General features: G+C 64.9%; 13 protein-coding genes. 9 read left to right on the top strand and 4 right to left on the bottom strand.

Annotation, left to right across the window (positions count from 1 at the left end):
- The first annotated feature begins 142 nt into the window (after positions 1 to 142).
- Together MF4836_RS31560 and MF4836_RS31555 are read left to right on the top strand one after the other, a co-directional pair.
- Positions 143 to 1,003 (top strand): LysR substrate-binding domain-containing protein, encoded by an 861-nt coding sequence (locus tag MF4836_RS31560; protein ID WP_078473629.1) that lies wholly within the window; start codon positions 143 to 145, stop codon positions 1,001 to 1,003.
- Positions 1,004 to 1,124: 121 nt separating this feature from the next.
- Complete coding sequence (locus MF4836_RS31555) at positions 1,125 to 1,829, top strand: YebC/PmpR family DNA-binding transcriptional regulator (RefSeq protein ID WP_020296803.1); 705 nt, start codon at positions 1,125 to 1,127, stop codon at positions 1,827 to 1,829.
- Between the two features lie 51 nt (positions 1,830 to 1,880).
- Here the strand turns inward: MF4836_RS31555 and MF4836_RS31550 are convergent, their stop codons facing one another.
- Together MF4836_RS31550 and zapE are read right to left on the bottom strand one after the other, a co-directional pair.
- The gene (locus MF4836_RS31550) at positions 1,881 to 3,194 is read right to left on the bottom strand and encodes a leucine-rich repeat-containing protein kinase family protein (protein ID WP_078473628.1); all 1,314 of its coding nucleotides are present in this window, start codon (positions 3,192 to 3,194) and stop codon (positions 1,881 to 1,883) included.
- 92 nt (positions 3,195 to 3,286) lie between these two features.
- The gene (gene zapE, locus MF4836_RS31545; RefSeq protein ID WP_078473627.1) at positions 3,287 to 4,426 is read right to left on the bottom strand and encodes a cell division protein ZapE; all 1,140 of its coding nucleotides are present in this window, start codon (positions 4,424 to 4,426) and stop codon (positions 3,287 to 3,289) included.
- 280 nt (positions 4,427 to 4,706) lie between these two features.
- Between zapE and MF4836_RS31540 the strand changes: the two genes are divergently transcribed.
- From MF4836_RS31540 to MF4836_RS31510, 7 genes are all read left to right on the top strand, one after another.
- Positions 4,707 to 5,234 carry a Csu type fimbrial protein gene (locus tag MF4836_RS31540; RefSeq protein WP_078473626.1) on the top strand — a complete coding sequence of 176 codons (528 nt, stop codon included), beginning with the start codon at positions 4,707 to 4,709 and terminating at the stop codon, positions 5,232 to 5,234.
- Positions 5,235 to 5,334: 100 nt separating this feature from the next.
- A complete protein-coding gene (locus MF4836_RS31535; protein ID WP_078473625.1) occupies positions 5,335 to 5,874 on the top strand; it encodes a spore coat protein U domain-containing protein in 540 nt (179 codons plus the stop codon).
- 20 nt (positions 5,875 to 5,894) lie between these two features.
- Positions 5,895 to 6,431, top strand: a complete 537-nt coding sequence (locus MF4836_RS31530) for a Csu type fimbrial protein (protein ID WP_078473624.1) — start codon at positions 5,895 to 5,897, stop codon at positions 6,429 to 6,431.
- Between the two features lie 4 nt (positions 6,432 to 6,435).
- Positions 6,436 to 6,936: a Csu type fimbrial protein gene (locus MF4836_RS31525; RefSeq protein ID WP_078473623.1), complete on the top strand. Its 501-nt coding sequence runs from the start codon at positions 6,436 to 6,438 to the stop codon at positions 6,934 to 6,936.
- A gap of 43 nt (positions 6,937 to 6,979) precedes the next feature.
- On the top strand, positions 6,980 to 7,801 hold the full coding sequence (locus tag MF4836_RS31520) for a fimbrial biogenesis chaperone (RefSeq protein WP_238596240.1): 822 nt from the start codon (positions 6,980 to 6,982) through the stop codon (positions 7,799 to 7,801).
- Positions 7,802 to 7,997: 196 nt separating this feature from the next.
- On the top strand, positions 7,998 to 10,355 hold the full coding sequence (locus tag MF4836_RS31515; protein ID WP_078473622.1) for a fimbria/pilus outer membrane usher protein: 2,358 nt from the start codon (positions 7,998 to 8,000) through the stop codon (positions 10,353 to 10,355).
- Positions 10,356 to 10,383: 28 nt separating this feature from the next.
- On the top strand, positions 10,384 to 11,373 hold the full coding sequence (locus tag MF4836_RS31510) for a Csu type fimbrial protein (protein ID WP_078473621.1): 990 nt from the start codon (positions 10,384 to 10,386) through the stop codon (positions 11,371 to 11,373).
- A gap of 15 nt (positions 11,374 to 11,388) precedes the next feature.
- Here MF4836_RS31510 and MF4836_RS31505 read toward each other — a convergent pair whose 3' ends face one another.
- Entirely contained in the window at positions 11,389 to 12,141 is a 753-nt protein-coding gene (locus MF4836_RS31505) for an anti-sigma factor family protein (RefSeq protein WP_078473620.1), read from the bottom strand.
- The gene (locus tag MF4836_RS31500) at positions 12,138 to 12,644 is read right to left on the bottom strand and encodes an RNA polymerase sigma factor (protein WP_078473619.1); all 507 of its coding nucleotides are present in this window, start codon (positions 12,642 to 12,644) and stop codon (positions 12,138 to 12,140) included. The genes MF4836_RS31505 and MF4836_RS31500 overlap by 4 nt, the downstream gene beginning before the upstream one ends.
- Positions 12,645 to 12,745: the final 101 nt, after the last annotated feature.

The raw sequence follows: 12,745 nt of genomic DNA, 5'->3' as shown, positions 1-12,745 counted from the left end.
GAGCAGGAGGGGGGCGGCGGTGGTCATGCGGGGTCCTCGCAGGTGCGCTGTGGGGTGAAATCTACGGGGCCTAAATTGCAGTTTGGCTTGTCATCAATCAAATTGTTTGTTGTGATGCCAGCGATAAGTGAGGCTGATAGATATGAATTTATTCCAACTCCGCGCATTCGATGCCGTGGCCCGTGAAGGCAGCTTTACCCGGGCCGCGGCGCGGCTGTTTATCAGCCAGCCGGCGGTCACCGGGCACATCAAGGCGCTGGAGGAGCACTACCAGATCACCCTGTTGCGGCGGACCGCACGCCGGGTCGAACTGACGGAGGAGGGGGTCAAGCTGGCGGCCATCACCCGGGCCATGTTCAGTTTGTCGGAAGAGGCCCAGGCGCTGCTGGAAGCCAACCGCCAGTTGCTGAGCGGGCGCCTGGAGGTGGCGGCGGACGGGCCGCACCTGGTGATGCCGCTGCTGGCCCGCCTGCGCGCGCGGTATCCGGGCATCACCGTCAACCTGCGCCTGGGCAATGCCCAGGAAACCCTGGCGGCGCTGCTGTCCGAACATGCCGATGTCGCGGTACTGACCGAAGTCGAGCCGCGCAAGGGCCTGCATTTGCACGGCTTGGGCGAGTCCCGGATCTGCGCCCTGGTGCCGGCCGATCATCCATGGCTGGCCCGGCCCGAAGGGGTGCTTCTGGAACAGTTGGATCAGGTGATCATGGTCTTGCGTGAGCCGAACTCGACCACTCGCCGCACGTTTGACCAGGCCTGCGCCCTGGCCCAGGTCAACCCTCGGGTGTTGCTGGAGCTGGACAGCCGCGAGGCCGTGACCGAGGCGGTCGCGGCCCAATTGGGGGTGGGCGTGGTGTCGTCGGTGGAGGTCAGCCCCGACCCACGGGTGCGGGCGCTGCCGATCATTGGCGAGGGCCTGCTCAACCGGCATTGGCTGGGGTGCATGGAGCGACGCCGAGAGTTGCGCCTGATCCAGGCGTTCTTCGAACTGGCAGCGGAGTAAGGGCCCGCCCTGGCGCCATCGCTGATCTGACTTTTTGGTCGATTGGCGCCTTGAGGACGGGTAAACTTGCCCATCGCGTCGGCCAAATCCAACTCGACGCCATCGATCAAGAGAGTGAGTAATGGGCGCACAGTGGAAGGTTAAACACAAAGAAGCAGCAGCCAACGCCAAGGGCAAGATCTTCGGCAAGCTGGTGAAAGAGATCACCATCGCCGCACGCAACGGCGCAGACACCTCGACCAACGCGCACCTGCGGCTGGTGGTCGAGCAGGCGAAAAAGGCCTCGATGCCCCGTGAGACCCTGGAGCGTGCCATCAAGAAAGGTTCCGGCCAACTGGGCGAAACCGTGCAATACCATCGCGTGACTTACGAGGGCTTCGCCCCGCATCAGGTGCCGCTGATCGTTGAATGCGTCACCGACAACATCAACCGTACCGTCGCTGAAATCCGCGTGGCCTTCCGCAAGGGCCAACTGGGCGCTTCCGGCTCGGTGGCCTGGGACTTCAACCACGTCGGCATGATCGAAGCATCGCCTGACAGCCCGGACGCCGACCCTGAGCTGGCCGCCATCGAAGCCGGGGCCCAGGATTTCGAGCCAGGTGAAGACGGCGCGACCCTGTTCCTGACCGAGCCTGCGGACCTGGATGCCGTGCAGAAAGCCCTGCCTGAGCAAGGGTTCACCGTGCTCTCGGCCAAGCTCGGCTACCAGCCGAAAAACCCGGTCAGTGGCCTCACCGACGAGCAGATGGCCGAAGTCGAAGCCTTCCTCGAAGGCCTGGACAACCATGACGACGTGCAAGACATGTTCGTCGGTCTGGCCGGCTAAGACGCAGACCCTGGCGGCCGTTCAGTTCAGCGGCCGCCAGCGTCGCCCGAGTCAAACCTCGCGCAATACCTCCAGAACCTCTTCAAAGCCCGGCCGCGCCAGCACCTCTGGCTGACAACAGCGGCTGACCAGTTGCTCCAGAGCCTCTCGTTGTTGGCCGCGCAGGCCGCTGTCGGTGCGGTGCAGCAACTCCTCCAGCAGAATGCCGAAGGCCCGCACTTCGATCCGTTGCAAGGCTCGGGTTTGAGCCGTGTCCTGGGTGACGTGGAACGAGGCCGCGCCAAAATCCCCGAGCAGGCAATCGCCCTGCTGATTCAACAAGGTGTTGTGCCCGTACAGGTCGCCGTGGGTGATGCCCTGGGCGTGCAGGTGGGCGCCGACCGCAGCGATACCGCTGGCGATACGCAAGGTTACCGGGCCATCGAAACGCTCGGTGTCGGCGTAGATATCCCGCGAGCAGGAGGCCAGGCTCGGCAGTCCCGCCAGGTTGCGGTAGCTGGGGTCGATCAGTTGCATCACCAGGCCATTTTGCGCCTCGGGGTGCCCGACCACGCGGCCTTCGACGCGGATCAGGTTCGGGTGCCGGCCGGCGGTGATGCAGGCATTCATTTCATGCAGTGGCGAGCCGTCGCTGGTCATCTCGCCCTTGTACAGCTTGACCGCCACTGCCCGCGCAGCGTGCCCGGCAGGTTGCCATTGGGCTTGATAAATCACCCCCGAGGCGCCTTCGCCCAGGCGCTGCTGCAACTGCAGTTCGCTCCAGGGAATGTTCGGCGTGGCCTCCAGCGCCGCGGCATCGGCCTCGGACTCCAGCGGGTTGCCGGCGTAGGCCAGCCAGGTCAGGCGCGGCAGGGCGAGGAGGAACGGCGGCAATTCCCGTAACTGGTTGGCGGCGATCCGTAGCAGCTCCAGGTTGTGGCACTGGCTCAGGCTCGGCGGCAGCTGGGTCAGACGGTTGCCCGCCAGCATCAGCTTTTGCAGCAGCGGGCGCTGGCCCAGTTCGTCAGGCAGCTCGCTGATGCGGTTGTCGGTCAGGATCAGCCAGCGCAGCTGCGGTGGCAGGGCAGCGGCCGGCACCTGTTCGATACGGTTGGCCTTGAAGCCGATCATGCTCAGCTGGGCGCACTGGCCGAGGCAGGCCGGCAGTTCGCTGAACAGGTTGTCGGAACAGAACAGCACCCGCAGGTGCGGCAGTCGATGCAGGTCGTCGGGCAGGCTGCTCAGGGCGTTGCCACTGAGGTTGAGGATCTCCAGGGAGTCTGCCAGGTCGAAGATTTCCCGGGGGAACTCGGTCAGCCCGGCGCTCAGGTCCAGGCGCTTGATGCCCGCCAATTGGCCGGCTTGCAGTTGAGCAAGGGTATTCATGAACAGCTCCGACACTCGGCAGGAAGGCGACCCTGGAGCCGCGCAAAAGGGCGCCATGATAGCGGCTGGCGCTGGGGGCGGCGATCACTCCCTCAGCCGAGCGGGGTCTCGGGACCGATTTCCAGCAGTTGCCCCAGGCGGCTGCGGGTTCGCGCCAGATCAATGGCGTTGCCGCCCAGGCTTTCGCGCAGGGGCAGTTCGCCGATCAGCAGCAGGCGCTTGTCCTGGTCGTAGAGCACGTCGATCAGGTTGATAAAGCGCTGCTGGGCGGCAATCGAACATTCGCCCAGGTCCGGCAGCTCATCGATGATCCAGGTATCAAAGCGCCGGCTCAGTTCCAGGTAATCCATGACCGCGGTCGGCTGGTCGCACAGGTCGCTGAATTCGAAACGGACACTGTGCTGGTCGCACAGCCGCGCCTGCAACACCCTCGCGCCCACCGTCAGGGCAAAGGCGGCGGTGTTGCGGTCCGGCAACTGCAAGGCCTGGCGCTGCTGTGCCGTGCCGGGCCAGATGTAGTGGCCCTGGGTGAACACTTGTTGGGTGTGGGTGCGGGCCTGACTGCGATAGTCGTGGGGGCCGCCGACTTCCATCACCTGCATGCGCGCGTTGATCAGGTCGATCACCGGCTTGAAGCGTGCGTGGTACAGCGGGTTGGGCAGCAGCCCCTCGGGCGGGTAGTTGGAGGTCACCAGCAGCACGATGCCGCGCTTGAACAGGGCCTTGAACAGGCGGGTGATGAGCATTGCATCGCCGATGTCATGCACATGGAACTCGTCGAAGCACAGCACCTGGCAGTGCTCCAGCAACTCGTCGAGGGTGGTTTCCAGGGCATCTGGCTGCTGCCGATGGCGGAACATGCCCTGATGCAGCTGGGCGAAGAAGTCGTGGAAGTGCAGGCGCTGTTTCTGCTCCAGGGGGATGGCGCGGAAGAACCCATCCAGCAGCCAGCTCTTGCCCCGGCCCACCGCACCGTGCAGGTACAGGCTGCGCACCTGCTGGTCATGGCCCCGGAGCAGGGCGTTGGCCAGTTGCGCCATGCAATCGATCACCCGCTGCTGGCTGTGGCTCAGGGTATAGCCCTGCTCCTGGGCCTTGTGCCGGAAGTAGTCGTGAATCAATCGGGTGCTGGCGCTGTTAGCCGCCGGCCGGGCGAACGCCTTGCCCAGCAGCGAGCGCAGGCGTGGCCATTTGGATGTGCGTTGCGAGCGGTTTGGCGGTAAGGCGGCCAATGAATTCACCCCGATGTGTTGCAGAGCCGCTCCCCCTGGAACTGGCGCGCTAATTTAACCAATACAAAACGGTGCATCCAGTCTCATGCAAAACCCGAAAATAAATGAGACAGAAAGTTACCGCCTGTATAGGTTTTATGTCCCGTAAAACCTGGGCTAAAACCCTTTTCAACCTCAGGTAAGTCCATTTTCAATGGATCCAATCGTCCGGGGCGACTGGACGTTTATCGTTCGCTGGCTAACCTTCAGCCCAGAACGGGTTCCTCAAAAGGACTGGGGTTTGAATGGATTTTCGGTTTTGGCAGCCATAAGCGCTCTGCTCGCCAGCAACGCATCGGCCGCAGACCTGCAGGTGCAGGTCCGGGTCGATGTGCAGCGCGGCTGCCAGTTGATCGGTCAGCCGCGCGAGGCCGGCATCGAGCAGCTCGGTGTCCTCGACTTTGGCAGCGCTGCGCGCCTGGACGACCCCGCCGGATCTTTGGGCGCGGCCCTGATCAACGGCCGTTTGCCACGCCTGGAATGCAACCCGGACACCCCTTATCAACTGCGCGTCGACGGTGGCCTGCATGGCGGCGTGGGCGACGTGCGTTACCTGGCGAGCAATGAGCCCTCGACCCCACCCATTCCCTACCGCCTGTATCAGGACGCCGCCCGCCGTATTGCCCTGCCGGTGAATGTGTCGGTGAGTGGCCGGGTGCCCGACTTGGGGAGTGTGGACCTGCCTTTGTATGGGCGTATCGAACCGCTGGCCGGCGTCCCCCGGGCCAGTCTTTATTCCGATGTGGTGAAGGTCACGGTCACCTGGTAACCCCAGGTGGATAGCGCTGTTCCGGTGGATCCGGACAGGCAGGGAAGTCGCTCGCGGTGAGCGGCAATGCAGGAGTCCTGATGGAATTAGGATGGGAGCGATGACACGCAGAACCTGGACCACGGTGGCGCTGGGCGCGCTGTTGCTGCTGGCTGACGACGCATACGCGGCGATCACCGGGCAGATCGACGCGCGCCTGGTGATCACCGCCAGTTGCCAGGTCAGCAGTGGCACCGGCGATGTCCCGGGGAGCCCGGTCAGTGATCCGGGGATGCTGGATTTCGGCCAGCAGGGCCCGACCTGGACTCGCCCGATCAACGCCAGCCTCAGTGACAGCGCCGACGACCAGTTGCACGTCGCGTGCAATTCCTCGGTCACCGGTTTCACCGTGACCATCAATGGCGGCCTCAACGGCGACGGCACCACCCGGCGCTTGAGCAACGGCCGGCAGACCATTCCCTATCGTTTGTTCGTCGATGCTTCCGGAACCGACAGTTACAGCATCGGCCAGCAACGCAATTTTGCGGTGACCAACGGAACCCAGGTGCCCATACCGGTGTTCGGCTCGGTGGTCGCAAACACCCGTGCGGTTCCGGCGGGGATCTACACCGACATCCTGACGATCACCCTGGATTGGTAACTCAAATGAGGAAGGACATCATGCACGCGCTTGTATCTCGAATCGGCTGGTCATTGCTGGGCCTGGCCATGGTTTCAACGGCTCAGGCCGCCACCACCGTCACTGGCCAGATCAACTCGACCCTGACCTTGATCAGCAGTTGCCAGGTCAATGGCGTCGGCGGCAGTTCGTCGTTGAACTTCGGTACCTTGAGCTTCGGCACCGCCAACAGTCTGTTCACCGAGGCCGATGGCCAGGTGCTCGGCGGTGGCGGTGGGGCGCTGTCGATTCTCTGCTCGTCCGGCACCACCCCGGCGATCAAGGTCCGTGCCGGGTCTCATGACGGCCAGTCCAGCGGCGGCTCGCGGGCCCTGGCCGATGGCAATGGCAACTTTGTGCCCTACGACCTGTACACCGATACCGGGCACTCGCAATTGCTGGCCATCGACGGAGTGATCACCCTCGCCGGCAGCACCGGGGTGGCGCAGACCGTCAACCTGTACGGCAAGGCAGTGGGCAAGGCCGGGCTGCCGGCGGGCAACTACAGCGACACCATCGCCGTCGAACTGACGTTCTGATGCCATGGCCCGCCACCGTTGTGCGGCCCTGGCAGTGCTCTGTGCCTGCAGTGTCCCGCCGCCACTGGCGGCGGTGACCAGCCAGAGCTTCCAGGTCAGCGCCACCGTGACCGCCGGCTGCCTGGTGGTGGGCGGGGTCTCGAACTACGGCAACCTGGGTTTCGGCAGCCTGTCGGCGCTGTCCACCAGCACCGTGAGGGTCGCGCTGAGCGGCGGGGTACAGCTGCAATGCACGCCGGGGGTGACCCTGAACATGACTGTCGACGGCGGGCAGTACAACAGCAGCGGGCGGCACATGCAGCTCAATAGCGGCAGTGCGCGGGTGGCGTATCAGTTGTTTCGCGATGCGGCCTACAGCCAGAGCCTGGGTATCGGCCAGAGCGTGGCGGTGGCCTACAGCGATGCCAATAACATCAGCCTGCCGATCTATGGGCAGGTGCAATTGCCGGGCAATCAGCCTGGGGGGACATACAGCGATGTGCTGCAGGTGCAGCTGTCGTGGTGATGGAGCTGAGCGATCAAGGCCTTAGGGCATAAGGAGTTGCAGTATGTCTTCACCTTTACTTGCGCAGGTGCGGCGCGCGCGCTGCGCGCTGTTGGGGCTGTTGGGGCTGTTGGGGCTGTTGGGGCTGGTGCTGCTGGGGGCGAGCCAGGTGCAGGCCGCCAGTTCGGTGCTGATCTGGCCGATTGACCCGGTCCTCGAAGCGGACCAGCAAGCCAGCGCCCTGTGGCTGGAAAACCGCGGCACCGAGACCGCGAACCTGCAGATCCGGGTCTTTGCCTGGAACCAGAGCGGTTTCGCCGACCAGTACCAGAACCAGCGCGACGTCATCGGCAGCCCGCCGGTGGCCAAGATCGAGCCCGGGCAAAAGCAGCTGGTGCGCCTGACCCGAACCCGCGAAGTGCCGCCGGGCCAGGAGCTGGCCTACCGCATCATCATCGATGAGATCCCTTCGGCCGCGCCGGTCGAGGCCACTGGTGACAACAAGACCGCCGCCGCGATTCGTTTCCAGATGCGCTATTCGGTGCCGCTGTTCGCCTACGGCCCCGGGCTCTGGAGCAAGGAAGACACCACCCGCAAGCGCGACCCCAAGGGGGCCGGAGTGCCGGACCTGAGCTGGCGCAAAGTGGCGGCGGACGGGCGCTCCTATGTCGAGGTGCGCAACCAGGGCGCGGTGCATGCGCGGCTGACCGATGTGGCGTTCAAGCAGGCGGGGCAGGCCAAGCCCCTGGTCGAGGGCCTGCTCGGGTATGTGCTGCCGGGGGCGGTGATGCGTTGGCCGGCCCCCGAGGCACTGGCCGGCGACTCGACCCTGCAATGGCGGGTCAATGGCGCGCCACAGGTGCAGAGTCTGGCGCCGACCCGCTAACCCGCTGAGCTGATTCACCAGGTGGTCCTGAAGCCGGCTCGCGCGCTGTCGGTGGTCGCGCGGTTGTGGGTGCGTGCGCCCCGGATAAGGACCAAGTCACACAGCTGGCCGGAGCCGGAGTGCTCGCCAGTGAACAGGGACAAGGCGGGCCGCTCGTCTCGGGATGGAGATGTCCATAGATGGACGCACACTCAACATGAGCCAGGGGTCGGCTCGCTGTTTCTGGCGTTCAACCTGGTTGGCCAGCGGCCTGTGCGGGTTGCTGCTGGCGCCTGAGAGCCAGGCGGGCGACCTGCCGCCGCCGCCCACGAGCCTGGAGGCCGTAACCGATGCGCAGCTGTATCTGGAACTGGTGGTCAATCAGCTCAATACCGGGCAGGTGGTGCCGGTGCAGCAGCGGGCAGGGCATTTCCTGGTGCCGGTCAGCGTGCTGCGGGCCAGCGGCATGAAACTGCCCGAGACCTTGCCTGACGAGATCGATCTGGACAGCCTGCCCGGGCTGCACAGCGAGTACGACAGCCAGGGCCAGCGCCTGCTGTTGAATGTGCCGGTGAACTGGTTGCCCGAGCAGTGGGTCGGCAGTCGCCAGGCCTATCCGCAGACCGAGGCCCGCACCAGCTTCGGTGGTTTGCTCAATTACGATCTGTACCTCAATGACACCGATGATGCCGGCACCTACCTCGCGGCCTGGAACGAGGTGCGGCTGTTCGACAGCTGGGGCACGCTGTCCAATACCGGGCAGTACCGGCGCACGCTGTCCGGCGCTGGCAACGGTACCCTGAATAACGGCTACCGGCGCTATGACACCACGTGGCGTTACTCCGACGATGTGCGGATGCTGACGTACGAGGCCGGGGACCTGGTCAGCGGCGCATTGCCCTGGAGCAACTCGGTGCGCCTGGGCGGGGTGCAACTGTCCCGGGACTTTGGCGTGCGCCCGGACCTGGTGACCTACCCCTTGCCGCAGTTCGCCGGGGAAGCGGCAGTGCCGTCCTCGGTCGATCTGTTTATCAATGGCTACAAGTCCAGCAGCGCCGACCTGCAACCCGGACCCTATACCCTGACCAACATTCCGTTTATCAACGGAGCGGGAGAGGCGGTGGTGGTGACCACCGATGCCCTGGGGCGGCAGGTGTCGACCACGGTGCCGTTCTACGTCACCAGCACCCTGTTGCAAAAAGGCCTGACGGATTTCTCGGTGGCCGCCGGGACCCTGCGCCGAGACTACACCGTGCGCGATTTCGGTTATGGCCCCGGCGTGACCTCGGGCAGCCTGCGTTACGGCCTGAGCGACAGCCTGACCCTGGAAAGCCATGCCGAAGCCTCGGACTCCCTGACCCTCGGTGGGGTGGGGGGCAACCTGCGCCTGGGCAACTTCGGTGTGCTCAACACCGCCCTCAGCCAAAGCCGGTTCGACGGCGATGGCGGCCAGCAACTCAGCTTCGGCTATCAATACAGCAGCCAGCGCTACAGCCTGGCGTACCAACGCATGCAGCGCCATGACCGCTATGCCGACCTGACCGTGGTCGACAGCCCCTATGCCAGCCTCAGCCAGCGCAGCGAGCAAGTCACCCTGAGCCTCAACCTCGAGCGTTACGGCAGCCTCGGTGCGGGCTATTTCGATGTGCGCGCCGCCGATGATTCGCGCACCCGGCTGCTCAACCTGACCTGGAGCAAGTCACTGTGGGGCAACAGCAGTTTCTACCTGTCGGCCAACCGCGAGATCGGTGACAGCGACTGGGCGATGCAGGCGCAACTGGTGATCCCCTTCGACCTGCGCGGCAGCCTAAGCATCGGCAACGAGCGCAGCAAGGCCGGGGAGAATCGCCAGCGGGTCAACTACAGCCGCTCGGTGCCCAGCGAGGGCGGGGTCGGTTTCAACCTCGGTTATGCCCATGGCGACGGCCCGGCCTACCGTCAGGCCGACCTGACCTGGCGCCTGCAATCGGTGCAGTTGCAGGCCGGGGTCTATGGCAGCAGCGAAGCCCAGAGCCGTTGGGCCGATGCCAGCGGTTCGCTGGTGTGGATGGACCGCCAGGTGTTCGCCGCCAACCGCATCGACGATGCCTTTGTGGTGGTCAGTACCGACGGTTACCGGGATATCCCGGTGCGCTACGAGAACCAGTTGGTGGGCCAGACCGACAAGAACGGCCACCTGCTGGTGCCCTGGAGCAGTGCCTACTACCGCGGCAAGTACGAAATCGACCCGTTGAACCTGCCGGCCAACGTGCAGAGCCCGAATGTCGAGCAACGGATCGCCGTGCGGCGCGGCAGCGGCTACCTGCTGGAGTTTCCATTGAGCCGGATCATCGCCGCCAGCGTGGTGCTGGTGGATGCCCGGCAGCAGGAATTGCCCCTGGGCAGCAGCGTCCAGCATGAGCAGAGCGGGACCTGGGCGGTGGTCGGCTGGGACGGCCTGGTGTACCTGGAGAACCTCGCGCCGCAGAACACCTTGCACGTGACCCTGGCCGACGGCCAGACCTGCAGCGCGCAATTTCCCGTGGATATGCAACAGCAACAGGTGCCGCTCATCGGGCCCTTGCTGTGCCAATGAGGCCGGACACGCAAAAAGGAGGTTCGACATGCAAGGGCAAACCCACCGCTGGACAGGGGTGCTGGGCGGCCTGGCACTGCTGCTGCCGTATCCGGCACTGGCCTTGTGCACCACGGTCACCACCAGCCCGGCGGCGTTTGGCACCATCAGCTCGATTGCCGTGCGCACCACCAGCCAGCCCAGTTCCAGCCTCAACGCCGGCTTGAGCTGCACCGGCTCGCTGTTGTCCGTGCTGGCCAGCAATGACCATTTCTACGCCACCATCACCTCGACCCAGAGCGGCCTGGTGGGGCCGACGGGCGACGTCATCGGCTACACCCTGTATGGCAACAACAGCACCAGCTACCCGATTACCCGGGGCACGCCATTCGATTTCGGACGCAATTCGATTATCGATCTGCTGGGGCTGCTGGGCAGCCCGACCGTGGCCAAGCAGGTGCCGATCTACCTGGGCAGCATCACCGGGAGCAACGTGGCGGCGGGGGTCTATACCGAAAACCTGAGCATCTTCTGGAACTGGAACTACTGCTCCGGGATTGCCGTGTTGGGCGGATGCCTGGGGCGGGACATCGGCAGCGGGACCAAGTCCCTGACCGTCACCATGACCGTGTCCAACGATTGCGTGATTACCGCGCCCAATATCAGTTTCGGCAGCGCCCCGGTGATCAGCGCTTTCGCCACCGTCACCGGGCAGACCATCAACCTCATGTGCACCAAGGGCAGCGCCTACACGGTGGGCTTGAGCGATGGCCAGCAACCGCTCAGCGCGGGCGGTCGGCGGCGGATGATTTCCGGTAGCAACTACCTGGCCTACGACATCTTCAAAAGCGCCGGCAGCACCCGCTGGGGCAGTGTCGGCGCGGCCCGGCGCGCCAGTACCGATGCCGAGGTCTTCCCCGGCAACGGCCTGGGCACGGGCAGCCAGATCTTCAACTACAACGCCAAAATCTACACCGACCAGGCCACGCCACCGGCTGGCACCTACCTCGACAACGTGGTGCTGGATGTGGGCTTTTGACGCGCCGGCCAGGGCTTAAAAGCGTTGGGTCTGTTGCAGCATTTGCGCCGCTGGCGAATCCGTCGGGCTGACCATGGCGTAGTTGTAGCCGCTGTCGGACCAGTACACCGCCTGCAACTCGCCATCGCGGCGACTGCCTCGGGGCAGCAGTTTGTTCTGCGGGCCCGGCGGGCGAATGTAGAAACTCAGCTTGCGCCCGTCGGGATCCTGGTACAGCACCATCGCCGCCGGTCCTTGCTCGGTGCTCAGCAGGCGTGCGCTGACCGCCTTGAACCCGGCGCTTTGCAGGTCCGGCAGGCGAGTGGCCTGGGTGAAGTAGCGGTCGAGCCAGGTTTGCATCGCGCGGCTGTCATCCACCTTGAAATCAGCCGGCAGGATCTGCTCCTGGGCGAACAGGCGGTAGGCCTGCAGGGCGTCGGTCATCGGTGGCGTGCCGTTGGCCAGGGTCATCTCCCGCGCCTGCCAGCCGCTGAAACCGCCGAGGCCGACGGCAATCAGCAGCAACGCCGCGCTGGCCAACTGGCGCCGCACCTGGTGCTTGAGACGCTGGCGAATCTGCACCGGGTCCAACTGCGGGTTTGGCGCTTGCTGCAAGGCGCCGCCCAGGGCCGCGCGCAGGTGCTGGGCGTCCTGCTGCCAGGCCTGCACCTGCGCGGCCAATTCCGGGTGGGAACCGAGGTAGGTCTCCAGCAGGCGCCGGTCGCTGTCACTGAGCCGATGGTCGACGTAGGCGTGCAGGTCGTGTTCGCTGGGGGGCAGGCTGATCATTTGAGTATCCGCAAAGAAGGGCTGTGGATTTCGCCGTCGGTGAGCTGGCGCAGGGCCTGGCGAGCGCGGGACAGGCGCGACATCACGGTGCCGGTGGGGACGTCGAGAATCTCGGCGACCTCCTTGTAGCTCAACCCCTCGACCGAAACCCACAGCAGCAGGGCGCGCTGCTCGGTGCTCAGGCGGTCGAAGGCGGCCAGGGCCGATTGGGCCAGGACTGTGCGCTCCGTTGAGGGTTGGCTGTCGTCGCGGCCGGTAAAGAACGCCAGCATTCGCGCGTAACGCCGGGAACGGCGATGGGCATCGAGAAACTGTCGGTAGAGGATCGCGAACAGCCAGGCACGCAAGTCACCGTCGGGCCGTTTGTCGGTCCAACTCGTCAGCGCCCGCTCCAGGCACGCCTGCACCAGGTCGTCGGCGCTGCTGGGATTGCGCGTCAGCGACACGGCAAAGCGCCGCAGCCGGGGAATCAGCAGGCGCAACTGTTGATCGAGTTCGTTCATGGGTTCCTGCAGGTTTTTGGCCAGTCACTACGCTTGAGCCTAGGAAGACGCCCGACGCCTGAGGTTATTCCCCGGCCGGAAAAATAAACACCGCGCCATGG

The organism is Pseudomonas sp. MF4836 (assembly GCF_002018875.1).
GTDB lineage: Bacteria > Pseudomonadota > Gammaproteobacteria > Pseudomonadales > Pseudomonadaceae > Aquipseudomonas.
Note: the sequence above shows the minus strand (reverse complement) of the source record. Positions and strands in the feature narration are given on the sequence as shown.